Source organism: Longispora fulva (genome assembly GCF_015751905.1).
Lineage (GTDB): Bacteria > Actinomycetota > Actinomycetes > Mycobacteriales > Micromonosporaceae > Longispora > Longispora fulva.
This window is the reverse complement of record NZ_JADOUF010000001.1, coordinates 2,558,286-2,583,018: the sequence shown is the minus strand read 5'-3', so window position 1 is coordinate 2,583,018 and position 24,733 is coordinate 2,558,286. Positions and strand designations below refer to the sequence as shown.

The 24,733-nt window shown below is 69.3% G+C and carries 22 protein-coding genes and 3 pseudogenes; 13 read left to right on the top strand and 12 right to left on the bottom strand.

The genetic code is table 11. The features are described from left to right. Window positions 1–49 precede the first annotated feature (49 nt). Window positions 50–997, bottom strand: a complete 948-nt coding sequence (locus IW245_RS11485) for a PrgI family protein (protein WP_197003165.1) — start codon at window positions 995–997, stop codon at window positions 50–52. On the opposite strand from IW245_RS11485, the pseudogene IW245_RS42660 reads away from it, so the two are divergent. From IW245_RS42660 to IW245_RS40570, 3 genes and pseudogenes are all read left to right on the top strand, one after another. After that, window positions 955–1,197, top strand: a pseudogene (locus IW245_RS42660) (DUF5372 family protein); the annotation flags it as partial. The gene IW245_RS11485 and the pseudogene IW245_RS42660 overlap by 43 nt on opposite strands. Window positions 1,198–1,240: 43 nt before the next feature. Beyond that, a pseudogene (locus tag IW245_RS42655) lies at window positions 1,241–1,579 on the top strand (recombinase family protein); the annotation flags it as partial. A 41-nt stretch (window positions 1,580–1,620) separates the two neighbouring features. Continuing rightward, window positions 1,621–2,031 carry a hypothetical protein gene (locus tag IW245_RS40570; protein ID WP_231398766.1) on the top strand — a complete coding sequence of 137 codons (411 nt, stop codon included), beginning with the start codon at window positions 1,621–1,623 and terminating at the stop codon, window positions 2,029–2,031. Here IW245_RS40570 and IW245_RS11475 read toward each other — a convergent pair. The 3 genes from IW245_RS11475 to IW245_RS11465 all read right to left on the bottom strand — a co-directional run bounded on the left by IW245_RS11475 (window position 2,028) and on the right by IW245_RS11465 (window position 4,212). Next, window positions 2,028–2,657, bottom strand: coding sequence for a hypothetical protein (locus IW245_RS11475; protein WP_197003163.1), 630 nt, complete (start codon window positions 2,655–2,657; stop codon window positions 2,028–2,030). The two genes, IW245_RS40570 and IW245_RS11475, sit on opposite strands and share 4 nt — an antisense overlap. Window positions 2,658–2,932: 275 nt before the next feature. Next, window positions 2,933–3,844, bottom strand: coding sequence for a TrbL/VirB6 family protein (locus IW245_RS11470; RefSeq protein WP_197003162.1), 912 nt, complete (start codon window positions 3,842–3,844; stop codon window positions 2,933–2,935). Window positions 3,845–3,849: 5 nt separating this feature from the next. Next, window positions 3,850–4,212: a pilin gene (locus tag IW245_RS11465; RefSeq protein ID WP_197003161.1), complete on the bottom strand. Its 363-nt coding sequence runs from the start codon at window positions 4,210–4,212 to the stop codon at window positions 3,850–3,852. Between the two features lie 455 nt (window positions 4,213–4,667). Here IW245_RS11465 and IW245_RS11460 point away from each other — a divergent pair, with 455 nt between their 5' ends. Further along, window positions 4,668–5,078, top strand: a complete 411-nt coding sequence (locus tag IW245_RS11460; RefSeq protein WP_197003160.1) for a hypothetical protein — start codon at window positions 4,668–4,670, stop codon at window positions 5,076–5,078. Window positions 5,079–5,098: 20 nt separating this feature from the next. Here the strand turns inward: IW245_RS11460 and IW245_RS42650 are convergent. Next, a pseudogene (locus tag IW245_RS42650) lies at window positions 5,099–5,246 on the bottom strand (ATP-binding protein); the annotation flags it as partial. Window positions 5,247–5,249: 3 nt separating this feature from the next. Beyond that, window positions 5,250–6,134 carry a hypothetical protein gene (locus IW245_RS11450; protein ID WP_197008948.1) on the bottom strand — a complete coding sequence of 295 codons (885 nt, stop codon included), beginning with the start codon at window positions 6,132–6,134 and terminating at the stop codon, window positions 5,250–5,252. 613 nt (window positions 6,135–6,747) lie between these two features. On the opposite strand from IW245_RS11450, the gene IW245_RS11445 reads away from it, so the two are divergent. From IW245_RS11445 to IW245_RS11430, 4 genes are all read left to right on the top strand, one after another. Next, window positions 6,748–7,680 carry a hypothetical protein gene (locus IW245_RS11445; protein ID WP_197003159.1) on the top strand — a complete coding sequence of 311 codons (933 nt, stop codon included), beginning with the start codon at window positions 6,748–6,750 and terminating at the stop codon, window positions 7,678–7,680. A gap of 447 nt (window positions 7,681–8,127) precedes the next feature. Next, the gene (locus IW245_RS11440) at window positions 8,128–8,880 is read left to right on the top strand and encodes a hypothetical protein (protein ID WP_197003158.1); all 753 of its coding nucleotides are present in this window, start codon (window positions 8,128–8,130) and stop codon (window positions 8,878–8,880) included. After that, window positions 8,873–9,778, top strand: coding sequence for a TRM11 family SAM-dependent methyltransferase (locus tag IW245_RS11435; RefSeq protein ID WP_197003157.1), 906 nt, complete (start codon window positions 8,873–8,875; stop codon window positions 9,776–9,778). Before IW245_RS11440 ends, IW245_RS11435 begins: the two co-directional genes overlap by 8 nt. Before the next feature lie 44 nt (window positions 9,779–9,822). Next, complete coding sequence (locus IW245_RS11430) at window positions 9,823–10,260, top strand: XF1762 family protein (protein ID WP_197003156.1); 438 nt, start codon at window positions 9,823–9,825, stop codon at window positions 10,258–10,260. Between the two features lie 409 nt (window positions 10,261–10,669). Here the strand turns inward: IW245_RS11430 and IW245_RS11425 are convergent, their stop codons facing one another. Then, the gene (locus tag IW245_RS11425; protein ID WP_197003155.1) at window positions 10,670–11,509 is read right to left on the bottom strand and encodes a hypothetical protein; all 840 of its coding nucleotides are present in this window, start codon (window positions 11,507–11,509) and stop codon (window positions 10,670–10,672) included. A 582-nt stretch (window positions 11,510–12,091) separates the two neighbouring features. Here IW245_RS11425 and IW245_RS11420 point away from each other — a divergent pair. The 4 genes from IW245_RS11420 (at window position 12,092) to IW245_RS11405 (ending at window position 16,949) form a co-directional block, all read left to right on the top strand. After that, window positions 12,092–13,435: a WD40 repeat domain-containing protein gene (locus tag IW245_RS11420; protein ID WP_197003154.1), complete on the top strand. Its 1,344-nt coding sequence runs from the start codon at window positions 12,092–12,094 to the stop codon at window positions 13,433–13,435. 141 nt (window positions 13,436–13,576) lie between these two features. Beyond that, window positions 13,577–14,947: a TolB family protein gene (locus IW245_RS11415; protein ID WP_197003153.1), complete on the top strand. Its 1,371-nt coding sequence runs from the start codon at window positions 13,577–13,579 to the stop codon at window positions 14,945–14,947. Window positions 14,948–15,410: 463 nt separating this feature from the next. After that, window positions 15,411–15,890, top strand: coding sequence for a SigE family RNA polymerase sigma factor (locus IW245_RS11410; protein WP_307788880.1), 480 nt, complete (start codon window positions 15,411–15,413; stop codon window positions 15,888–15,890). After that, window positions 15,891–16,949, top strand: coding sequence for a hypothetical protein (locus IW245_RS11405; RefSeq protein WP_197003152.1), 1,059 nt, complete (start codon window positions 15,891–15,893; stop codon window positions 16,947–16,949). Window positions 16,950–17,415: 466 nt separating this feature from the next. Here the strand turns inward: IW245_RS11405 and IW245_RS40565 are convergent, their stop codons facing one another. From IW245_RS40565 to IW245_RS42155, 3 genes are all read right to left on the bottom strand, one after another. Continuing rightward, the gene (locus IW245_RS40565) at window positions 17,416–17,613 is read right to left on the bottom strand and encodes a chitin binding peritrophin-A domain-containing protein (protein ID WP_197003151.1); all 198 of its coding nucleotides are present in this window, start codon (window positions 17,611–17,613) and stop codon (window positions 17,416–17,418) included. 64 nt (window positions 17,614–17,677) lie between these two features. After that, window positions 17,678–18,661, bottom strand: coding sequence for a peroxiredoxin family protein (locus IW245_RS11395; RefSeq protein ID WP_231399575.1), 984 nt, complete (start codon window positions 18,659–18,661; stop codon window positions 17,678–17,680). A 662-nt stretch (window positions 18,662–19,323) separates the two neighbouring features. Further along, a complete protein-coding gene (locus tag IW245_RS42155) occupies window positions 19,324–20,625 on the bottom strand; it encodes a trypsin-like serine protease (RefSeq protein WP_197003149.1) in 1,302 nt (433 codons plus the stop codon). A 523-nt stretch (window positions 20,626–21,148) separates the two neighbouring features. On the opposite strand from IW245_RS42155, the gene IW245_RS11385 reads away from it, so the two are divergent. Next, the gene (locus IW245_RS11385) at window positions 21,149–21,427 is read left to right on the top strand and encodes a response regulator transcription factor (RefSeq protein ID WP_197003148.1); all 279 of its coding nucleotides are present in this window, start codon (window positions 21,149–21,151) and stop codon (window positions 21,425–21,427) included. Between the two features lie 120 nt (window positions 21,428–21,547). Here the strand turns inward: IW245_RS11385 and IW245_RS40555 are convergent, their stop codons facing one another. Next, entirely contained in the window at window positions 21,548–22,168 is a 621-nt protein-coding gene (locus IW245_RS40555) for a hypothetical protein (protein WP_231398764.1), read from the bottom strand. A gap of 468 nt (window positions 22,169–22,636) precedes the next feature. Next, window positions 22,637–24,157: a hypothetical protein gene (locus IW245_RS11375; protein WP_197003147.1), complete on the bottom strand. Its 1,521-nt coding sequence runs from the start codon at window positions 24,155–24,157 to the stop codon at window positions 22,637–22,639. Between the last annotated feature and the right edge of the window lie 576 nt (window positions 24,158–24,733).

Below are 24,733 nucleotides of genomic sequence, written 5' to 3'. Positions count from 1 at the left end.
GCTCTCAGGACGTCGGTGCCGCGGCGCTCAGCGGCGTTAGGGATGTTGTTCATGACGGGTGGGTCCTTCCGGTGATCGTGTGTCCGGGTGCCGCGAGGCCGCCGTGGCGGGCCGGCCGGTAGGGGTCGGCTGCCGCGGCCAGGGCCGACGTGGCGCCGGCACCGTCGAGGACCCGGGCGGTGACGCCCAGCGCCCCCAGTGCGCGTGCCACGTCATCGGCCCGGCGGCGGGCGGCGTGCTCGCCGGCCTCGCCGCCGGTGCGGCACGTGATGAGGACCTGGCGGCGCAGCGGGTCACGGCGCGCGGCCAGCTCGGCGAGGAACCGTGCGTGGTCGGCGCACGCCGCGGCCAGTGCAGGGTGGGGCAGATCGTCGGCGCGTTCGGCGAGGGCCGTCGCGTGGCTGGCCAGGTCGACAGGCTGGGCGGAGACGGTGATCTGCACGGGCGCGTTGAGGGAGTTGAGCCACCGGCCGAATGCCTCGACGGTGGTGTGCTGTTCGCCGGGGCTGCGCAGCCCCAGGTTGACGCTCGTCGCGGCGACGATCGCCGACGCGGTGCCGCCGAGGCGGATCTGCCCGTCGTCGTCGATCGCGTCGGCCGGGAGTCGCAGCGGTGCCGGGAGGGTGATCCTCGTGTGGCCGACGTCCACCCAGTCGGGCACGCCGTCGCCGCTGCCAGCACCTGCGGCGGCCAGGGAGTGCGGCGCGCGGGTGTGGCAGATCGCGCCGAGGAGCCACACGTCCAGGGGCAGTCCGTCGCGGCGGCCGACCGCCAGACCGAGCGCGGCCCCGCCGATGATCACCGCTGCGGCGAGCAGGACCGGCACGGGTGCGACGGTGTGCAGTGCCTGCCAGCCGAGGTAGAGGCCGGTGCCGGCGACGGCGAGGATAGCCATCTGGCGAAACGTGAACCCGTAGAGGATCTTGTCCGGCGCGTCGACGTCGGCGGGAATCCGTGCCCTATACGGCCCGTCAGTCTCGTCGTACTTCGGACTCATTGGTGATCACTCATCCGTTCCATCCGTTGAAGGGGCAGAGCTTGGTTGTGCTGTTCACGCAGCGCGAGCGGCATGGTCTGTCTTTCGTGTGTGAGGTCGAGGGGAGGCGGCGCATCAGGGTGGCGCAGGACTGGACCGACCGGGGTGTCGCGGCGTCGTCGGATCGGCTGGCGGTGGAGGGCTTGTCGGCGGCGCGGGTGCTGATCGACAAGATCGATCCAGTGTTGGCGGTGGCGGATTCCCATGAACTGGCTCCTGACGCTGAGGTGGACGGTGGTAGCCCGAGCGAGGGTCCGGGCGTTCCACGAGGCGGGCAGGTTGTTCCCGCAACGGGCGTGGGCCGGAGCGTGGGCGGGGACGATCAAGTGGGGCAGGCTCACCCACGCCCGGGTGGCGCAAGTGTTGAAGAATCCCACCTATGCCGGGGTGTACACATTCGGCAAGACCCGCGAGGTGCGCCGGGTGCTGCCCGATGGCACGGTGCGCTCCACCCGCCGGCGCCGGGCCCTCAAGGAGTGGACGGTCCTCATCGAAGACCACCACGAGGGACACGTGGCCTGGGCCGAGTACCTCACCACCGAGGCCAAGCTCGCCGCGCGGCGCAGTCCCTCGAAACGCGGTGGGTGCGCGAGCACGGCACCCCCCACAGCAATGTTCAGATCTCGACGATGCTCAACGACGCCGGCCTGCGCACCGGCAAGAACCTGCGCTTCACCGCGCGGCACGTCGCCGCGGTGCGCGGCGTCTACCAGATCCTCACGCCCCGAAACGTGGCCGTGCAGGACGGGGAGATCGGCGGCAAACAGGCAGCCCAGCTGCTCGGCATCCCCGCTGACGCGATCTACAACTGGCTGCGCCTGGGCCAAGTCCCCGCCAACACCGGCGCGGGCCGCTGGTGCGTCCCCTGGGACACCCAGACCCAGGAGGTCTACCGGCAGAAGGTCGCCAGCTCTTCCGGCTCAAGCCGACCCCTCCCGCGGCGAGCGACCGCTAGGGGAACCTCCATCGTGCGGAGAGGATCACGATCCGGCTAGCGCAGGATTGACGTGCCCTCGGTCAGCCCGTCGCGGATCCTTGTGCGATAGGGCTCATCGCCATCGAGGAGTTGCGGGTGAAGGACGTCGTGGAACGCGGCCACCTCGAACGGGCCGGTGAAGTTGCCCGCGTCGCCGATGACGAGTGCCTCGGGCGCGCGACGAAAGTCCATGGTGAAGTCCTCGATCGCCACCACTACCGGGGTACGTGTCGCGCCGCCCACGATGAGGCGTCCACCCCGGGGGCCGCTCATGTCGCCGAGCACGCCGTACTCCACGACGAGGTCGCCGCCCACGACGAGTTCCGGCGCCGACGGCATTCCGTCGAGCACGACGACCCGGGCGCGCAGGTCACCGACGACCAGCAGGAAGGCTGCATGCTCGAACGTGGTCCAGCCCAGGTCACCACCGACGGTGAGATCACCGTCGACGATGATGTGGTAGGGCAGGCCTTCGTAGTCGAAGTCCGATACGAGATCGCCGGGGACGTGCCAGCCGTCCTCGTACAGGCGGATTTCCTGCCTGCGTTTCCCGCCGAAGTAGGGAAAACCGACCTGCCCGGCCAGCGAGAACCGCTGTTCGGCCTCGGCGGCATCGATCACTCGATACGCGATCTTCCTCGCCATGATGGGCAGCCTACTCAATGCCTGCCACTCACCGATACACGCCACCGGCTCCAACCGTCATCGCGGACGGTCGGAGCGGGCGTCTGTCGCGCCTCGATCGTTGAAGCACACAGGTCAGCTTCGCACGGCTCGACGGCGGCCGGATTACTCCGCCGACGTCGGCGCGAGAACCCGATCAGCATGTGACCCGCGCCCATCAACCCAGCAACAGTCATCGGACAGGCAGTATGAAGCGCCCGTCGGGACTTTGGCCCGCACCGCGCTGTCCTCGCCTCTCATGGCCGTACCGCCTTGAGGACTTTTCCCGAGCCGGGAACCAGGCGGGTGACCTGGTCCACGGTCGCGATCTTGAGGACGGCGACGATGGGATTGGACCTGCCGCCGTTCGGTTGGCCGACGAGTTTGCCCACCAGGCCGGGGATGCGCACGGTCGTCCACAGCACGACCATGACGATGAACAGCACGGTCAGGTCGCCGCCCGGGAGGGCGTAGGCGGCCAGCACATTGCCGGGGTCCTCGAGCATCCACTGCCCGGCGGTGAGGGTGAGTGCCTGCAGCGCGGGGATGATCAGGCAGCCGGAGAACGACCGCCACCACAGCCGGGCGAGGGAGTCCGTGGCCGGAAGGGCGTGACAGGCCATCGCCACGGGGGCGAGGATGGCGAGCACCAGCAGCGCCGAGAACCGCATGATCATCTGGAAGGCTGTGCTCGCCAACAGCATCACGATGACGCAGGCGATGATGACCGCCAGCAGCGCCGTCGTCGCGTCCTTGCTCGCCGCGACGATGTGCGAGCGCATCGCCGCCGTCGCGTTTTTGCTCAGCGGCTGCTGGGCGAACGCGGCGGTGAAAGCGTTGGCGACCTCGACGAGTCGCGAACACAGCAGCTGCGAGAAGTGCGCGGCGATGAACCCGACGACCAGGCGCGGGCCGAGGTCTTTGACGTGGTAGCGGGAGCGTTCGGTGCCGCCGGAGACGACGGTGAGGACTCCGGCGGCGAGGAACGCGAGGACGAAGACGGTGTCGACGATCCACACCGACCGCCCGGACAGGGCCACGACCTGGGGGAGTCCGGTGACGTCGGGACTGACCAGAAGGCTCCCCGTGATCATCGTGATGAGTCCGTCGAAGGCTCCGAGAACCATCCCGGTGAGCCATTCGAGGAGGCCGTCGAACAGGAAGCCCATCGCCATCAGCTTCCGACGAACCCTTTGACGATCTGCAGGAACACCGGGGCGAGGATCGCCAGAGCGAAACCGACCAGGGCGCTTTTGAACGCCGCCTTGGCGCGTTCGACCTGCGACGGGTCACCGCCGGCGGTCGCCCACAAGACGCCGCCGTAGATCAGGTAGAGGGTGACGATCGCGCTGAGGATCCCCAACAGCCAGGCCTGGATGTTGGAGATGACCCCGGGCAGGTCGGTGGCTGCCAGGACGGCCGGGCCGCCGGGGTCGGCCAGGGCGGCCGCCGGGACGGCCAGCACCGCCAGGGCGGTGGAAAGGACGGCCGCCCACGAGGTGGCGCGGCGCAGACGGGTACGCAATGCAGGTGACATGACAGGTCCTCCCGCCCCGCGTCGCGGGGCTGATGAGTGGGTAAGGACCGCCGCAGGGCGCGAACGTGCAGCACCGGGACCGGGCGAGAGCCGGTCCTCCCATCAGAAGGTGGTGTGCGATGTGGTGTCAGCGCATCGCGTGCGCTACACCCGGGGACCCGGCGTCGTCACGGTGCGCCCCCTGCGGCGGGAGGGGCCTCGGCGGCCTGACGGCCCGTCCGATTGCCCCTCACCTACCAAACGGGTTTTGGCAGAGCTGACGCACGCGCCGACCTCTGCCACAGCTCTGTCGCGCCTCTGCCAACCCGCATGGCAGAGATCCGGCAGAGCACGACTGGCGTGGACAACGAGTTGCGGGACCGGTTGGGAGGTTTGGGTTCTGGCCCCACTCTGATGCCTTGTTGATCGAGGGCTAACGCCGGTTCGTCGTAAGATTCCAGCGACGAGGAGGTCGAGTGGCGCAGGTGTTCGTCCTGGAGGTTGTCGACGCGGAGGGCTCGGCTCGGGAGGTCGAACTTCGTATCGGTGAGCCGTCGGTGGCGCGGGTTGAGTTGGTGGAGCCTGACGGCGTGTTCGAGGCCGCTGATGGTGACTATCTGGACTGCTTGATCTTGGTTCGGCGGCATCTTGAGGAACGCGGGTTGCTGCTGTGTTGCCAGGGCGCCCGGCCGGATGTGTGGCCTTCGGGCATGTTGCGACAGTTCGCCAATGGTCGCGAGGCGTATGTTCTTGATCCTGAGCGGCGGGGTGAGGTTCTGGAGACGGTGGACATCTTCGCGCCAGCGCCCGCCGGTTCGGTCGTGGATATCATGACGCAGGGCAAGGCGGTCTTCGCGTTCAACGGTCTGACCTGGCCAGGCAGCTAAGGGCAGCCTCGGGGGACCAACTACCGGGCCTTGCCGGCTTGCTGAGCTCGGGTTTGGGCGAGGCGGTAGGAGCCGGTGCCGGTTTCGATGATCGTGCCGTTGAAGGTGAGCCGGTCGACGATCTGCGGCGCAGAGGCGCGGGTCTGTGAACGTTGTGGTCCAGCCGCTTTCTCAGGCCGCGAGTGCGACGATCCCCTCGCCCACTGTTTCGCCATGGTCGACCGCGTCCGTGCTGCTGGCCGCGGCCGTGGCCAGGTGGGCGGCCGCCTGGTGGGAGGCGTAGCCGGTGAGGATCCCGTCGGCCAGCGCCCTGGCGATGCGCCGATCGGCGCGGGCCAGGCGCATCCGCAACGCGTTGGGTTCAAGACCCTGGCTCTGGGCGATCAGGGCCAGCGTCTTGCCGCCGAGGCGTATGTCGATCCATGACCGGATGTCCTGTGCCGAGAGGAGTCCCAGGTCGCAGGCCCGCTGTACGAGCAGGTCCACGTGCCGCCAGGGAACCTCGGGAGGGCGTGAGTCGGCCACGGAGTCGAAATCCGGCAGCGGAACCTCGGCCTCATCGGCCAGGCGCAGGTCCCTGGCGGCACGCCAGCCGGCCCAGCACAGCCTCGCGTACACCACCGGGCGCGACAGGTCGAGATCGTCTCCGCGTAGTGCGGTCAGGAACCCGGCGACCAGTTCCCCGTCGATGTCGGCCGCGTCGCCACGGTATCCGGCCGACAGGATCCCGGCGCAGCGCACCAGCGCCGGCATGGCCAACCCCAGGGCGGCGATCACCCAGCCCGGCTCGTTGGAGTGGGCCCGGCTCGCGGTCTCGCGCCAGATGACGTCGCGGGCCAGGGCCGCGGCGGGATTGTCGAGCATCCAGTCCCGCAGGTACTGCATGGACCGGGTCCCGGCCGGCAACGAGCCGGCGGGCAGACGCAGTCGGAGGGTGAGGTCGTCGCAGTCCAACGACAGCGCGGCTTGCGGCTCGCGGGTCAGCAGCCTCCAGGCCGTATCGATGGCGCCGAAGGCTGAGGCGTGGGGGACAGTGGTGGTCGGTTCGGTGAGCATGGCGGACTCCTGTGAATGTGGGCGCGTCCCAAGGCCGGGATGCCCGTGGGAGCCCATTGCCGCACACGGCTCTGCCAGTGCTCTAACAGTGCAGGTCGCCGGCTGATCGCACGGCTGACCGCCGCCCTGCGCCGAGCTCTGCCACATCTCTGCCACACCGGGGCCGACCACGATCATCAAGCCTTTGACCTGTATAAACGTGCTCCGTGGCCTCCGGGGTGGTGGCGAGCGCCCCGCCTTCCTCGACCCCTCGGTCGGCTAGGAAAGGGCCACAGCGTCGCACTCAGCGGGTCGCCGCGGGCCCGCGATCAGGGGCAAACCTCCGAAATCCCCTATCGCCACGCCCGGACAACGTTGCCACTGACGCCCTGGCAGACGTGTGGCAGAGGCGTGGCAGAGCTGGCGGCGCCGGGGGCGTGCGTCAGCTCTGCCAAAATCCGTTTGCCGGTAGAAGCGCAGTGTTGCTGTCGGACTTCAAGGGTCATGGCGAATGGGCCACGTCCCGACCGGACAACGGCACGACAGGTGGTTTGAGACACTGGCTCCGCAGGTGTCATACACAGCGGCGTCCTCGGGCTGCTGGGGGTTTCTCGGTGGAGTGAGGAGGACGCGGGTGACGGCGGCCGTCGCAGTACAGAAGGTATGGCAGCCGCCGACGGCGGATCTTGCTGCGGGACGATGCCCATTATGGTGGACCGTCAGCTCGTCGGGAGCCCTTGCAGTCTTGCTCGTCGATCGTCGCTACCTCACGCAGTCGCCCTATATCAAAGGCTGGATCGGCTCGGTCCCAACGGCCCCGTTCGGGGGCGTACTTGTCATTCGCCACCCTGACGAATCGGTGGAGCGCCGGATCATCCGGGAACTCCCGATGCACACCAGCTACATCGCGCTCCTGCCGGACACTCGGCTCTTGATCGCAGAAAGTCGCGCCCGGCGAGGTCCAACGGGCACGTGGACACCGAACGCCTCGATCCTCTCCCCAGAGGGCGAGCGACAGGCCGCCTTCTGCATCGGCGACGACATCGACGTCTTACTGACCGACCATGGCGGAGCGATCTGGATCGCCTACGGAGACGAGGGCATCTACGGAGGCCATCCGCAATCAGCGGCGGGACTTGCGGGCTGGAACGAACATGGACAGGTCCTCTGGACCCCGAATGGCAGGTTGCCTGCATGGCCGCTAGCTGGTCACGCCGGCGCGACCGAGAACAATCAGGTGTGGTTGGCGTGGTACTCCAGCGCGTCCAAGGACGACACTTTCCTGACGCGGGTTACGCCGCTGACGGGTGAAGTGACCAGCTGGCGCAGCCCCGTACCGTCGCCGGACGGTCTGGCAATACGCGGCAACCGTGCGGTCCTGACCCGACGACACCACAACATGCCATCCACAGAACTGTTCCGCGCCGAGTTGATCGACGATTCCTGGATCGTCACGGAACGACACACGGTCGCGGTACCCGGCCGCGTTGTCATGCGGTGCGGCCAGGGACGTGAAGGTTTCTTGTGGTTGCGAACCGGTGATGTGTGGCTCCGGATCGAGGCGTAAGCACCGATACTCTGCGGCGCTCAACCATGATCAATGGAGTCCGACAGTTGCCAAGTGCCGCAGCCGCCGCTGCCAACAACGCCGCTCTGGTGCCATGATCACGCGCTCTCACACATCTCTGCCACACCGAGGTCGACCACGATCAGTAGGCCATTGCCCTGAGTGAATGCGCTCGGCTGCCAATCGGGTGACGACAGGCCGCCCTCCTTCTCGACCCTGGGCCGGGCGGGAAAGGGCCCCGGCGTCGCGCTCAGCCGGCTACCGCAGGACCGCGATAGGGACAAAGTTCTGAAATCACCTATCGTCGCGCCAGGACAGCGTTGCCGCCGCCTCCGTGGCAGAGGCGTGGCAGAGCATGGCAGCGCCGGGGGCGTGCGTCAGCTCTGCCAAAACCCGTTTGGTAGACGTCAGCGCATCACCACGTGCGTCGAGAGCCGACACACGCCCATGAACGAACCGACCGACCCCGACCACGCGGACAACACCCGCACCCCCGACATCGACCTCGTGCCCGGAGTACCGCCCGTGCCTCTCACCGTGTGGCGCACCCCGCGCTCGGGTGAGGACCCCACTGCGGTGATCCCGGACCGCCTGGCAGCCCGGCTGATCGACGCCTACTCGACCGCGGGCGACCAGATCATCGACCTGACCCCCGGACACCTACTCGGCGCGCACGCCACGGCCGGCGGGCGCTGTCACCACCGCGCGTGGTTCACCGACACGTCCTACCTGACGATCGCACCGCACGCGACCATGTCACCCGTTGACCGCCCCCGCGGCACGCCGCCCAGCGTCATCGGCACGGCGACGGCCGCGCTCATGGTCGCCGCCTGGCCGCTGAGCGCGGACCCCGCAGATGGCGAACTGCGCCGCTCGTGGCTGATGGCAACGGCCAGCAAACTGCTGCGCCCCGGTGGCTGTCTGGTCCTCATCGCGGCCAGCGCACCCCGGCAACGACCGGTACCTGAGGACTTCACGCCGGTCGTCGCCGCGGCCAGGAACGTCTCCCTCGGATACCTGCAGCACATCGTCGCCGTCGCGGCCCCGGTCGTCTCTGACGAGTTCGTTTACTTCCTCGACGAGGCCGTCGACGACGAAGGACCGCATGCCCTCAACGACGAGGCACCTGCGGCGACGGTGCACCTGAGAGTGCACGCGGACCTGTTCGTGTTCCTGCGTGCCGGGGGCGAGAATGCCTGAGCAGGCCGGCACCCCCGACCCTGCGGCAAACCGCATGTCGGTGTGGGCGACGGCCCAGCAGACCGGACCCGCGCAACGCAAGGGCCGCTACGTGCCCGAGTCCACCGCGCACCCCGCACGCATGCTGCCTGCCATCGCCGCCCACGCCATCGCCACCTACACCCGCCCGGGCGACATCGTGCTTGACCCGATGTGCGGGATCGGCACCACCATCGTCGAGGCCATGCACGCCGGCCGCGACGGCATCGGCGTCGAGTACGAGGCGCAGTGGGCCGCCGTCGCCGACCTCAACGTCCGCCACACCCAAACCGCCGGTGCGACCGGACGCGGCATGATCACCCGCGGCGACGGCACCCGACTGACCGCCATCCTGCCCGCGCACCTGCACGGCCAGGTCGCGCTCGTCGTCACCAGCCCCCCGTACGGGCCGGCGGTACACGGTCACATCACGGCCGGACCGGACGGGGTCACCAAGACCGCGGCCACGTACGGGGACCGCGACGACGAGCGCGGAAACCTGGCGCACCAGACGCAGAACGGGCTCGTGGACGCGTTCACCCACATCCTCCGCGGCTGCCGGGTGGTGCTGCGCCCCGGCGGCGTCGTGGTCGTCACGGCCCGGCCGTACCGCAAGCGCGGTGAACTCATCGACCTTCCGTCGGCGGTCATCGCCGCAGGCCTCGCCGCGGGTCTGGAGCCGGTCGAGCGGTGCGTGGCGCTGTTGGCGGGGGTTCGCGCCGGCAAGATCATCGCCCGGCCGTCGTTCTTCCAACTCCAGACCGTGCGCAAAGCCCGCGCCGGCGGAATCCCACTGCACCTCATCAGCCACGAGGACGTACTCGTGCTCCGCCGACCCCACGATGGACGGCCCGGGCACCCGGAGGTGGGGGAGGGGTGATGGTCAAGCGATCGCAGATCCGGCGCCGTCTCATCGTCACGCCCGTGACCGCCGCACGTGCACGCACCTTCGCCACCGACCACGACCTTCATCCCCGATCAGTCCCGGCGCACCGATTCAGCATCGGCGTGACCGACGCTTACGCGACGCTCGTCGGTGTCGTCATGGTCGGCCGGCCAGCGGACACGCACCTCGACGACGGTCACATGGCCGAGGCGACGACCGTTTACCTCGACGGCATCACCGGACTGCGGACCACGCTGCTGACCGCCGCGTGGCGCACGGCGACGGCGATGGGCTACCGGCGTCTCATCACCACCAACGACACCGGACAGGTCCAGCTCACAGAACGACCACGGCGACGTCGGGTATCCGGTCGCCACGACATCCGGCCCGGCGCGGCGCGCGGCGGACGGGAGATCGTCCGCCGCCTGCGGCAGAGTCCCCTCCCCGACGGCGAGGAGGCCGGGGCCGGGCCGTGACTCGACTCGTGTACGAACCTTGCGCACCCGCCCGGGGCGGGCAGCTAAAGATCCGTTCGTGACAGGTGAGCCAGGGGTACTCCCGGTGCGCGCATCTGGGCCCCCGACATGTGGGCGCAGCTCGGCGAAAAGCTGACCGAGACGAAGGCGAGTGACGCTGACGGCGTCACTCGTCGCCGTGCTCCTGCGGGCACGGCCTGGCAGGCCGTGCCCTCCGCCCTGTCGCTGTCGGGGCACGTTGTGGTGGTGGAGATCTGTCATCAAGGCGTCCGCCTTCTCACCGGATTCGACGCTGTCACCGGCCCGGCCCTTGGCGGTCTTTTGGGCGCCCCGGATCGCTGCGTGGCGCAGGGAACCGGGGATCTGAGGGCGGAAACCTTCCGCCTCTGGCGTCGTGGCCCCGTGATCCTCAACCTGCTGGCGGCGCACCGGGTCGTCCTTGATTGCCGGGTATCGCGGGTAGCCCGCGCTGGCACAGCGGGCATAGCGCGGTGTTGGTCGTGGGGCGGATGAGCGCTCCGGCGGGGGTGCCGTGGATGCAGTCGGGCGCTGCGTGGCGAAGGAGTTCGAACGCAGCGCTCTGCTGGCTGGGCGTGGGTGTTCGCAGGGCGACGAGGTGCGCGCGGAGGTCCGTGTCGGGGATGGCTCGGAGGTAGACGCTGAAGGGGCGTCGGATGGCGTTCTCTCGGGTGATCTTGTCGATGATGGCGTTGACCTCAGCGTCGGTGGCACCGGCGGCGTCGGCGATGCGGCGTCGGTCGGCGGGGCGGGCTGATGATGATGGTGATGTGTTTGATGGTGGATCTTCTAGTGGTGGAGTTCCGACGTCGGTACTACGGGGCGGGGTGTGGTGGGGGTGGTGGGAACTACGGTGGTGTCGGTGTGGAACTGGTGGTGGAACTACGGTGGTTCCCTGGCGGGCATCGGTAGTGTCGTTTGAGCCGTTGTGGGGGATGGTCAGGCGGTAGATCGTGGGTCTGCGGTGGACGCGTTGGACGGCCACCAGCCATCCGTGCTGTTCGAGTTCGGCGAGGATTTTTGTCACCTTCGCGCGCCTGCGGATGCCGGCCGCGGTTTGCAGCCGGTCGTAAGTGAGCCAGGACAGATCCGCGGTGGCCGTCTTGTTGCCGTGGGGGTCGCGGGCGTGGCGGGCGTAGGACTCGGCGACGGCTTTGTGGTCGGCGGTCAGATCCTCTGACTCCCACACCGCGTCGCGGTAGCGGTCGAGGAACCAGCGATGGGCGCTCACCGGCACGCACCTGCCCACGACCCTGAGGTTGGGCACTGGCTTGGGTTGCCGAGCCAGAGCGCGCCGGCGGGCCGCGTGGGTGTCGCTTCGATACATCTCACGACGGTGATGAACGCTCGACTTCGCCGGCACGTCAAGTCGCGCCACGAACGGGTTCGACGATTGTCGCCACGGCAGCTGCTGTGACGCGCCGCGGCGAGCGAGGCGAGCACCGAACCGGTCGGCCGTCGCGCATGACGAGGAGGGAACCGAGAACTGCGTACCGGACACCCAACACGCTACCGCTGACCCCGCTGGCCAGCCCGGGGCGGTGACTTCGGGGCGGGGGCCTTCCGGCCAGGCGACGTGAAGGCGATCTGAAGGCGGGCGCATGTCAGGATTCCAGCGAGCCGCCGGGCCGAGCCCGGGCGGTCACCCCCACCAATCGTGCCGTAGCTGCAAGGCAACAAGCTGTGGCCAAACGCTGGCCATCTACCCAGGAGCTGCCCCGTTGACCGACACATTCGAGGATTCCACCCATACTTCGGTGCTGCCTTTCGTGCCTAGCCTGGCCTGGCCACGCATTTCGGTCCGGGTGGTGTCGTGGACATGAATCCGGGGCACCCCGATGTGCCGGCGGTGCGGACGCCCCCTCCACGACATCCCAACCGACGCTGGCGGCGACCTGCGCTGGCCGCCGCGGCGGTGCTCGGGGTGCTCGCTGTCATGGTGGTGCTGGCGATCGATCACCGGGCCCCGGTGGCCGAACCCCGGTCTGATACGCCCACCATGCCCCGGGTGTTCCCGGTGTACTCCCCATCGATCAGCCTGCTGGCGGACGCGCCGATCAGCCCCGCGATCATGCTTTACCGGCAGACCACGGACCCGACCGACTACGAGGCCTGCGAGTTCTTCGTTGCCGGCGCGTTGTCGAATAGTGTTCGCCGGCTCGGTCTCGGCGGACCGGACTCGGCCCAACTGTCCCCGGACGGCACCCGGATCGCGGTCGGCTCCGCGGATCAGTCGATCGTGACCCTGGTCGACCTGGCCACCCAGCAGCGACGAAGCATGTCCTTGGGTGTCGGGCGGAACGCGTACCCTCGGACGTGGTCGCCCGACGGCCGGTATCTGGTGGTCGCCACCATCGACGGCTACGGGTTGGTGAGACCGATGTTGTTCGGTCCGCAATGGCTGCTGGACACTGAGACGGGCGAGTACCACAAGATCGTGGAAGCCCAGACCATCGGAGGAAACCGACCCACCGTCGTCGCGTTCGCCCCGGACGGCAAACACATCGCCGCGCAGATCGACACCCGGCTCACCATCAGAGACCTCGACGGTCGGGTGGAACGGACACAGGATCTCGCACCGGGACAATACATCGGGGGCCAGCACGCGTGGAGCCCAGACGGCATGCTCCTCGCGGTCACGTCCGCCGCGGATCCGACCGTGGGCTCCGAGGGAACGAGTGAGTACCTGCACTTCCTTGACGCCACCGGCACCGGGCGCCCCGTGCCCAGCCCGGTTCGAGCCCGCTACCCGGTGCCCGGAACGGACGACTCGGTGCTCGGCTGGAGGGACAACACCACCCTCCTCGTGCAGGTCGACGATGTCCCCGTCGACTACCGTTCACAGAAGTTCGCGGCCACCGGCTCTCTGATCCTGCAGGTCCACACCACGGGGGAGTCCTCGCAGGTCCTGGCGACTCTGCGCCGGGGACAGGGCGGGTGGCGCCACGGAATGGACGTCCAGGTGGCGACCGATCTACTTCCCGCCATGGGCAGCCGTTCCGGTGAACAACCGGACATCGGGCCGGAAACAGAATGGCTGCGGCTGCGGGCGTCCATCCTGCCCGTCACCGGCGGCGCGGCCGGCCTGCTGGCGATCGCAGTCGGCGGTTGGGCTGCCTACCGCAGACGCCGCGCTCGGACCGGATGGGCACGGTAGACCGATGGACCCAGACGAGGCGGCACACTTCCCGGCGGTGCGGTCGGAGAAGTCATTTGCAAGAGTTGCGACCCGAAGCCCACAGAGCGACCGTCCCATCGCCCCCGCACCGTGGCCTCGCCGTACTCCGGGAGCATCTCGATGACTGACCAGCGTGTACCCGACGGGCTACCCGGGTTCGCCGAACTCGTGCCGGTACACCCGAACATGGCCGCCGCGCCGGCCCCGCGCCGGCCCCGCCGGGCCTGGCTGGCACCCGCGGTGGCCGCCGCCGCGGTGCTGGCCGTGCTGACCCCGGTGGTCGCGCTGCCCGACGCACCGCCACCGCCCCGGCCGGCAAACGGCGGCATCACCCTGCCCCGACAGTTCCCTGCACACTCGACCAGGATTCCACTGCTGGCCGACAAACCGACCGGCCCGGCGATCGCGTTCTACCGCCAGACCACGAACCCGAAGAACTTCTACCGGAGCGAGGCGTACGTGGCCGGGGCGACGACGGACGGCTTCCGACGGCTCGGCATCGAGGCGGACGTCGGTGCCCGTCTGTCCCCCGACGGCACTCGGCTCGCGCTCGGCGACTGCTCCGGCAGTAACCCGGTCGTCACACTGGTCGACCTGGCCACCGACCAGCGGCGGACCTTCCACCTGGAACCGGAATCCGTCACCACCCCCCGGGCCTGGTCACCCGACGGCCGGTATCTCGTGGTCACCACCTATGCGCACGCCATGTGCAACATTCCGTTCCTGGCCGGCCCGTTGTGGTTGATGGACACCGAGACCGGCCGGTACCACGAGCTCGCGGCCGAGAAGACGCCCCGCACCGACGAACCCACCCTGGTCGCGTTCTCCCCCGACGGTGGGCGGCTTGCGGTGCAGACTGAGGCTCAGTTGACCATCATGGACCTCGAAGGCCGCCCGATCCGCGAACTCGACCTGCCACCCGGACAGCAGCTGGCCGGGGCGCAGGCCTGGAGCCCGGACGGCTCCCTATTGGCGCTCACCACGTTCGAAGGTGCCGGGTTCGATGCTGCGATGAGCCCACGCATCTCGTTCCTCGACGCGACCGGCACCGGTGCCGCCGTGCCCGCCCCGGTCCACGTCGGGTTCGTCTGGTCCAGTCCCGTGTTGGGCTGGAAGGACCCGGGCACCTTTCTTGTCCTCACTTCCGCCCATGCCCGAGACTCCTATAACACGGCCCCGAACGCCGCCCGCATCGTCCAAGTCCACACCGCGGGCGGTGCCCCCGAGCAGTTGGCTGCGCTCGGCCCTGGTCCGGCCGGGTGGGCACACACCACGGACATCCAACTCGCAGGCAACCTCGTGCCGGTCATGGGCGCCAGGGCCGGGCCACCGGCGGACGCCCAACCTCAGCCCTACTGGCTTGCGCCCACCATCGTCGCTTGCGTCCTCACATTGCTCGCCAGCGGTTGGCTACTCGTCCGGCGACTCCGCAGCCGGGCATGGTCTCGATCCTCGCCCCGGCCGGGCCGGGGGCCTAACGCAGCCGGGTGACATAGGCCTGCACCGCCCGGCGGACGTTGGCCGCAGGTGAAGGCCCCACAGGCACCTGCGAGGCGGGTCACCGGCACCGGCACCGGCTCGTTGCGGCGCATCAGCAGTACGGCCAGCAGCGCCCTGAGCCTGGGCGCCTTGAGGTTAACGAGCGATCTCCAACGGCCCGAGGAGCCGGAAACACGGCGGATCCGCAACGGGCAGGCACGTGTGGGTCGATGCCGCCGGTCAGCGTCAGCAGATGGGTGCGGCCGGTATTCATGCCGGCTGCGGCGAAGATCGGGGTTGCCACGGCCGCCGGGTCCGGTATCGAGGGGCTGGGTGCCGCCGTCGCGACCTCCGAGGTCTGCGCCGCCTTGTGCTATGTGCGGCCGGGCTTGCGAATTCCTGGCGATCACGGTGCAACCGGGGCCTGGTCCGTGTCCATCAGGGTGAGTAGAGGCAGCGTAGAGGCGGGGATTCGGTGAGTGACGCGGAGTATGTGGGCTATGTCCGGGAGCGGATGGACTGGCTGCGGAGGGTGGCTCATCTGTTGTGTCCGGACTGGCACGACGCCGATGATCTGGTGCAGGTGACGATCACCCGGTTGTACCTGTACTGGCGGCGGGCGCGGCAGGCCGACAGCGTGGACGCCTATGTCCGCACGATCATGTTGCGGGTGTTTTTGGGCGAGCGCCGGGCCCGGTGGCGTAAACGGGTCCTGCTCGTGGCGGATGCGCCGGAGATGGTCGGGGAGGCGGACCCCACCACGGGGGTGGCGGTCCGCACGGCGCTGGCCGCGGTGCCCGCGCGGCAGCGGGCGACCCTGGTCCTGCGGTACTACCTGGACCTGTCCGTCGCGGAGACCGCCGACGCCCTGCGCTGCTCGGAAGGGACCGTCAAGAGTCAGACCGCCCGCGGTCTGGCCACCTTGCGCGCACATCTGACCCACCAGGAGAGCTGAATGGACATCCGAGAGATCTTCGCGGCCCGACTGGCCGACCTGCCACCTTCCGCCGTGGACCTCGACCGCGCCGTCAACGACGCCCGCCACACGAGACGAACCCGACGCGTCCTAGCCACCATCGCGGCCTCTCTGTGCCTGGTCGTCGCAGCCACCGTCGCGGTATGGCAGTCGCCCCACCCTCCGGGGCCCGAGCCGTCGGTTGCCGGCGGGCACCACCTCCGAGAGGCGCCCGTCGAGTTCGATCCCCGGGTCCAGTTCGCCCAGCTCGACTGGCTCCCGGAGGGCCTGCAGGTCCGCTACCTGAGCGCGGGCCCGAACAGCCTCCGCCTCGCCTCCCGGGCAATGGCGTGCACGATGCCCCCTCCCTGCGGCGGCGGGTCCACCGGCTACGATCCGGCCGGACGGTTCGCGTTCACCGCGTACGCAGCCGGAGTCGGCGACCCCCAGGACGCCGTGGCGCGCGAGCCCACTACTACCCCGGCGCCCGCCGTGCACGGGGCGACCGCGATCTGGATCACCCGGCCAGCCGACAGCGCCGACGTGCTGCGGTTGCGTTGGCAGTACGCACCACACGCCTGGGCCCAGGTGGAGGTCCAACTCGCCAGCAGTGACGGGGACCCGAAGGCAATCGTCCATCGGGTCGCCGAGGGCGCGCGGTTCGGCACCACCGACCCGATTCGACTGCCCGTGACCCCGGACCTCTCCGACAAGAAGATCATGTCCGTGCAACTCGACACCGCCGACTCGTGGCAGGCCACGATCGCATACCGTCGGATCGGACCCCCTGGAACGGACTTCACCAGCATCACGGTCAAGCCGGGAACCGACCGCGGCGGCGCCACGGTGAACACCACGGTCGACGGGCATCCGACGAGCGGGAGTCGCTCCGTCCTCAACTCCATCGGCCAAGATCAGCTGACCGTGTTCGATGTGCAGGGCCTAACCGTCATGGTCGTCGTGACCGGTCGGGAGCCCGACAAGATCCCACCGGAAGGAACAGCCGCAGCGGTGTTCAAGGGGCTCACGCTCTACCCGGACCGAGCCGACTGGCGATGACAGCGCCCTCTGACCGTCGATCCGCTGCCGTGCTGCCGAGCCCGCGACGCCAACCGCGACGCCACCTGCACCCGCGTCGGACCCGACGGTGCCGCGACCAAAAGGTTGATTGTTGCGAGCAGGTATTCGAGTGGGCGATCGATGACGAGTTCCCTATTCGCAATTCTGAACTGGGGGGCACGTTTCCACTGAAACGGGCCGCCACGTTCAATCTTGGGGATACCACCTCGTTGGATGGGTCGGGGATTGTCGGCGGGAATTGACTCCACGTCGTCCGCAGTGGTACTCCGGAAAATGTCGAGGCGAAGTGTTCCGCTTCCTCTATCTCCTCGAGAGTGCCTTCCTCCGCCTCCGGCATGAGAAGGATTTGGTTGGGGTGTCCGTTCGCCGCGCACTCGACCCGTTCCTGATCGAGGCCCGCCGCCCGGTCCGGTGACGACGGGCCACCCGCCCCGCGAGCGCCGGGCTACCCGGCCGGCTGGCCGGTGACGCAGCCGGCGATCTCCGGCCACTCGCAGCGGTCCGTCGGGTGGTGGTAGTGCAGGCCCGCCGGGCAGTCCATCTCGTAGGCGTATTTCTCGGCGACGCAGGAGATGAACTTCGTGCAGTCGTCGGGGTGCACGTAGTTGCCGTCGGCGTGTCCGGTGCAGTCGTAGTCGCTCACGTGTGTCCTTTAGGGAAGTTCGTCCAAGGGCCGGGACATCAGATCACGCGCCCGGGCCCTGGTGTCAACCCGTTGGCCGCGATCGGGCTCCGGCCCGGGTGGCGAGCAGATCGCGGATCGCGAGTGGGCCGCCGGCCACCGGGGCGCCGATCCGGCCGTCGGCGGTGACGAGCACGGCGCTGGGGGCGCCCCGGACCCGGTACCGGGCCGCGATCTCGTTGCCGTCCTGCACGAGGATGTCCCCGACCCCGTGCTTCGCGGCCCACGCCGCGTTCGCGTCCACCGCGCCGCTGCCGATCACCAGCATCGTTACCGCCCCGGCCCGGCGCTGCCGCCAGCGGGGCAGCTCCCCGGCCAGGTCCTCACACGGGCGACAACCCGGATGGACGAAGACCACCGCGACCGGCAGGCCGGCCGCCAGCGCGCCGTCGAGCGTGCCCCGCCCGCCGCCGGTGGCCGGCAGGTCGAACTCCGGCGCCACCGCGTCGACGGGCAGCCCCTCCGGTCCCAACTCCCGGCGCACCTTCTCGTCGAGCTGAAGGCGCAGTGACCGCACCACCGCGCCCTGCCACACCAGCGTCGCGGCGACGACGGCCAGCGCCGCCAGGCCCACCGCGTGGTCGACCGGCACGCCAGGAACCGCCTCCCGGGTCCACGACCCCCACAGCGCGATGCCGACCGGCACGGCGATCACCGCGTTCCGCGCGACCACCCACGCACTGATCGGCGTGCCGGCGGCCGCCCCGAAGCAGGCGCAGCGCGGCCGCCGGCCCCGCGAGAGCAGGCCGCCGACGACCGCGCTGAACACCAGCAGGAGAAACCCCGCCACCCCGGCCGCCCAGCCGGCCGACCAAGCCAGCAGCACCCCCAGGGCGACTGCGGCCTCGGCCGCCGGCAACGCGAAGGCCGCCGGCCTCACCCACCGGCCGGGAACCCCGAACTCCGCCAACGACCGGCGTGTGCCGGCCAGGTCGACAACCTTGCCCCACATCGCGAGCCCGAATACCGCGGCCACCGCCAGGCGCGCGACCCAGTCGACATATCCCATCAGCACGACAGCACGATGCCACAGTCGACGATAGGACGATCACCCACTCTCGGGTCACGTGTGCCCGGCGACCCGGAACCTCGACGTTCGCCGGCCGGAGGCACGTGCGTGCGCGGTGCCGGGTGTGCGGCCGGCGGTGGGCAGGCCGGCGAGGAACGGCAATTACCACGGCCTGCGTGTCCATGGCAGGGTTGTACTGCCGTGTCTCCCGAGAACTCGGCGTGAAGCCGCTGATCGCCCGCCGGGGCGCCGAACACGGTTCCGGATTCGGCACTTAACGCTGGGTTGTGGAGCGTGTTCGCCCACGGGCACTGGTTTCGTTGCCTATGGATCCGGTGGGAGATCCGCGACGGCATACACGAAGCCTTCCTCAAGGTCGGGCGCTGCGTCATCTGCTGGCCGCGCACGAGTCATGCCTCAACCGTTGCTGTTCAGACTGAAGCCGCAGTCGTGAAACACCGGGAAGTGGCAACGGCTGGATCGACGGGCGCCACATCCAGAACAGACAAATATGGATCAATTCCAGTCAAAACACCACAATATTTCTATATCGGCGGCTTCTGCGGGTTCGTAAATACAAGGTCATCGACCGGTCGGTGAGGAGTGTGTCGCGGCACGAACTAGGTGGGGGCCCCGAACGACATCGGGCCCCCACAGTCGCACTATGGGGCCGATGTGGTGACGACCGCCAGGCCCGGCACCATGCCGACCGCCGTGGCGACGACCGAGGCGCCGCCGGTCAGGGAACAGTCGCCCAGTTCATGGTTGCTCCAGCTCACCACGCCCGAGGCGACGACGGTGCCGCCGGTCCAGTAGTAGATTGGCCCGCCGCTGTCGCCACGGCACCAGGTCATCGAGTTGGAGTTCAGTGCGTTCATGGCGATGGTCCAGAAGCAGTGTCCGGGTTCGCAGTGCCACAACTGGCCCCCGGAGAGCAGATTGCAGTTCACGCCGGTCATGCCGTGCACGCAGTAGTTGCCCCCGGACGGGATGCCCGCGGTGGCGTAGCCGGTAACGGGGATGCCGCCCGAGGCGGAATCCTCGTAGATGTAGATGTACGGCGCGTTGGACTTTCCGGAGCTGAGCCGGACGACACCCAGGTCATAGGGGGTGCCCGAGCCGTTGAGGATGTGGACGAAGTCGCTGGTGCCCATCGGTGAGCCGGCACCGTTGGTGACGGAGACGCCGTCGGAGTAGCCGGGGCAGTGCGCGGCGGTGAGCGTGAACCGGGTCGACGGCGCGCCGGTGGCATACATGCTGAAGCCGCTGGTGCAGCTGCCTCCGAGCAGGTCGATCTCGGCTCCCGCCCAGTAGGGCGAGTTGTCGGCGTGCCGGGTGTCGTCGACGCCGGGCGTGCCGGGGGTGGCGGACCCGATATTGATCGGGATGCCGGTGCGGGCGCGGGTGGCGGCGACGCGGTTGAGCAGGGCCGTCTCCGGAGCCGTGGCGGGCCTGGCACCGCGGGCGGCGCTGGCGAGGTCGCCGGTTGAGACGGTGATGCCCGAGCCGTCCACGGCCAGTTCGACCTCACCGGCCGCTGCGGCGGTGCCGGTCAGCGCGGTATCCGGCATGACCTGCTGAGCGGCAGCCATCAGCTGTTGGCGGGAGAACCTCGCCGGCTTGATCAGCAGCGCCGATCCACCCAGCCGGGCCAGTTCGGCCGGGACCGGGCCGGCCCAGTACACCGTGAGGGTGTTTGTCCTGGTCTCGACCAGAGAGCCGGCGAACTGCGCCTCATAGGCCTTCCCGGCCAGGTCGTGCAACCGGTTGTTGAGAGTCAGCAGCGGCTCCTGGACGCGCTGCCGGGCCTGCTCGTCGACAGACAGGCTTTCGGCACCTATGATCCGATCGGGTTGGGACTTGCCGGCTGTGGGCGCCGGGCTGGGCGTGGTGGCCGCAGCCGGCGCGGCCAGAGCGAGCAGGGCGATGGCCGAGACTCCGGCCGCAAGAACACGTCTTCTCACGTGACAACCCCCATATTGAGTGACTGGCGTCGATTTTAACCGCTACGTACGTCCACAACGGACTCCATGGTGTCGGTTTGACGGCTCGGAGAACAGCCGAGGCGCTGCCGCACCAGCACTACGCGCGGGCGGGTGGACGCCCGCCGCAGGCCGACGCACTCATGCTGCGGAATCCATTTCGGACTAGCTGCCTAGGATGCGAAACGCGGCGTGGGGCAGGCAACCCGGCTCGATGATGATCTGGCCGTCGAGGGCAGGGGGAGCCCTCCGGATCCGGATTTGGCGGCGTCGATACTGGTGTGGTGCCTCCTTCAACTGGAGGCGTGCGACCCGAGGAGAGGCTGACGCACATATCGGCAGTCCTCCGGTGCCCGCTACCGCCCGCCCTCCACTAGAAGAAGGATCGAGGGAACCGTGGTGCGCCTGCGGGTCCTGCCAGGCGCTGTGGAGCGGGCTCGGCCGGTGTCGTTGAGGCTGCCGGGCCAGGCCCGGGACCGCGGGCACGGCGCCTACCTGATCAAGCGTGCGAAGCCCGACGACCGGGGCCCGCGCACCTCTGCGCGCCCGGGATGAGGCCGGCCGCGTCGGGCTGCATGCCGCCTCCGGCACCCTCACCGAGTCGGAGCGGCGGATCGCCGAACTCGTCGGCTCGGGGCGTTCCAACCAGGAGACCGCCGACGCGCTGTTCGTGTCCGCCAAGACCGTGGAGTCCAACCTCACCCGCATCAACCGCAAACGCGGCGTACGCTCCCGAACCGAACTCGCCCACCACATCACCACCGGCGACCCGGACCAGCCGTGACCCACGCGCCGCTGGCCGAGACCACATCGGCCCTGCCAGCGACGTGTGGGCGGCTATTCGCGCCACGCCGTGATGAGGTTGGAGATCGCTGCGAGATCCGGGACCGGAGCGCGGGGCCGTTCAGGCGTTCCCAGTTCGTGACCGGCGCCGCCGTTGGTAGTGCACGGTCAGCAGGGCGAGCAGCGGCCCCCAGAGGGCCAGTGGCAGGTACGCGGCCCAGAACGCGACCGACTGCCAGCCGTGGACGACGAGCCCGCCGCCCTTGTGCCCGGTGACCATCCGGCCTGTGGCGATCATCGTCAGCGACCACGGGAAGATCATGAGAACCGCCGCGCCGAGGCCGGCGGGGATGACGGCGGCAAGCGGCGGCACCCGGTGCCCGCCCAGCCCGGGGATCCACCGTGGCCATACCTCGCCCCATCGGCAGACGAGCCCGAAGGCGAGGAACGCCAACGCCTCGCTGACCACGCTGAGGCCGATGATGTAGCCGGGACTGTCGGCGATCAACTCCGGCCCGTGCCCGATCGGGGGCTCGGAAGGGTGTTCCAGCAGCGGCGCGTTGAAGACCATCGCGGCGATCCGCCATATGCTCGACGGCAGCACGCTCAGGGTGATGACGAACGCGGCCAACACCGCCCAGCCCGGCACGCCCGCCGCCGTACGGCCGTGCATCCGGGTCAAAAGGGAGCGGGTCTCCGGCTGTCCTGGTCGTTGCGACGCCTGAGCGGTGCGCGTGGTCATCTGTGTCCTCCGGTTCGGCGGGCCGTACCCGTCCGCGACTACCTCAAGATCGCAGCTATCCGGTGCCTCGCACCTCCCTCCCCGGGTGGGGTCGAGTCACCCCTGCGAGGGAACGTAGAGCTTGACGCCATCGAGGCCGAGCTGACCCGGCGCGGCGGCCAGAACCGCCCCACCACGGGCGTGCAGCCCGTGCCCGACCGGCGCGCCGTGGCCACCTCGAACATCCAGGGCCCAAAATGACTACCCCCGCGCCCACACCCTTCGGCGGAGAAACAGTTCCGCCCCGCCGCACGAAGCGCGACAGGGGCGGAACGTGGTCGTGCACGGTGTCCCGTGGTCGAAACGGGATCGGGGCGGAAGATTCGGTGAGCCGCCCGCTCTGCCAGGCCCAGGTCTCCCCGGGCTCTTTGAGCTAACACCGTGCGGCCTTAAGGATCGCATCGCGAGGCGAGGGACGCGAGCGGGTTTCTAGCCGCGGTCCGCGGCGGTGATAAGAGTGTCGACCATACGGACCTGCGCGGCAGACGGCGCTTGTCCTGAGAACACGCCCAAGTCGCGCAGCAGCCCGGCCAGCAGCGGAGAGGACACCTGCACGCCGTGCACCAGGTCCGGTGCCGGGGCGGGGCGCTCGAGGTGGTCCTGACGATACGGGGACGTCCAGCCCGTGGTCTCCGGTTCGACGCCGTGCTGGCGGCACACCTGCCGCACCAGGTCTGCCGGGCAGTCGTCATCGCCCAACACCACATCCCACGGCACCGGCAGGTCCGCGGCGATCAGCACGTCGGTGTGCTGGTCGCCGCCGGACACGGTGTGCCAGTGCGCGACGTCGGAGGCCACCAGCGCCGGCACCTTGCCGGGGCACGCCGCCTCCACGACGTCGTCGTAGCCGAGCGCGTCGGTCAGCGCCAACCACCCGGTGCGGGCCTGGTTGAACGCGCGTGACGCGGCGTTCCAGCTGGAGGAGTCATCGCCGCGGCGCACGACCATGTGCGTCGGGTCGCGATGCGGGTCATCGGCGGCGCGCAGCACCCGGGCGCAGGCGGCCAGCTGCTCGTAGTACAGGCCAAGCAGGTGGCCGCACTGGGTGTCGGTGAGCCTGTCGAGGACCCGCCGGCGGACCGTGACGGCAGCCAGGACCTCCGGGCGGCAGGAGGGGGAGGCCAGGGCCAGGCGCAGCAGCTGCTCGGCGAGGGTGTCCATCGGCCGGGCCTGCTGTCCGTTGGTGAACTGAGTCCGCAGACCCAGCCGCGCGACGAAGTAGGCGACGAACGCGGCGGTGAAACGGCACTCGATGAAGTCAGCCTCGTCGATCAAGTGCGCCAAGCGGGACTTGCCGAACGCGACCGCAGCCTCACGGTCGCGTTCACGCGCCAGGACGGCCGTGCGCTGCTGCAGGTGCGCGACCGCCCGTACGGCCTTCCGGTACGCGCGCACCGACACCCCCGCAAGCCGCTCACGTCGCGCCGGGGCTTCCAGGCGGGCCCGGATGTCGGCATGCCCGCCGGTGTCGCCCCGGCGGCCGTTCGGGGTCCGTCGACGGGTGTAGGAGAACGACCCGTACGTGAGGGTGACCGTGCCGGTCGGTTTGGTGCGCCGCGCCGGGCATGGCTCGTCGGACGGCAGGCCGAGGCGCAGCAGGGCGGCTGTGACCCACCGTCCCAGCGACGCGGGATCGCTGGCGTCAGGTTCGGAGGGCGCGCCGGCCGCCAGCCACACGGGGGCCATCGCCGTGGCCGCGGCCTGGTGGGCTCGGGCCAGGCCCGGGTGGCGGCGCCAGCGGGTCGACATCGACGTCCCGACGCCACAGTCGAACGGGGAGGCGGGCCGGGCAGCGCGGGCGACCGCGTGCAGTTGGCGGGCGCCGGCGGCGTCCAGGGACGTGAGGATGTCCAGCCGCAGCAGCTCGGCGGCGACGTCCTGGGGCGTGCGGCGCTGGCGAAGGCCGGCGTGCAGGAGGCGAAGTACATCGAGGGGCTGCTCAGCCGTCATGAGGTCCTTTCTGCGGCGCGTGTTCAGCGCACGTGATGATCTACGACATGGCACCCGGTGTCCAGGGAATTCCGGACCGTTTGGCTCTGGTGAATCCGCTCGACCATTGAGATGATCGACCTCAATCGATAACTCAGGCGCGTGTTCACTCTCGGGACAGGCCAACCAAGATGTACTTCTCCTTGCGAGTAGTGTCTCGGCTGCCACGATGGCAATGGCTTATCTGGACGGGCGCCGGTCTAGCGCTACTGACTGGGTTCTGGTGGGCTCCAGCGCTCCTCAGGGCGGTTTCGCCTCGCCTGTCCACGTTCGATCAGTCCGCCAGCGTGTTGTCGTTCATGGTCGGCCTGGTGTCTTTGATCATATCGATCCGTGAGATTCGACGGGAAGGTGGACCATCCGCAGATGCGGCCGCCTCGAAGAGGATGCGCGACTATGAGGGCCGTAGCGGCACGTTGCCACGGATGTCCGACTCCCGCACCAAGGGACTAGCGCTGCGCGTACACCGAGCCATCGGCCTTCCTGCGGGCCAGGACACCAGGCAACCCGAACGTGTACGCGGGCTTTGGGCGCGAG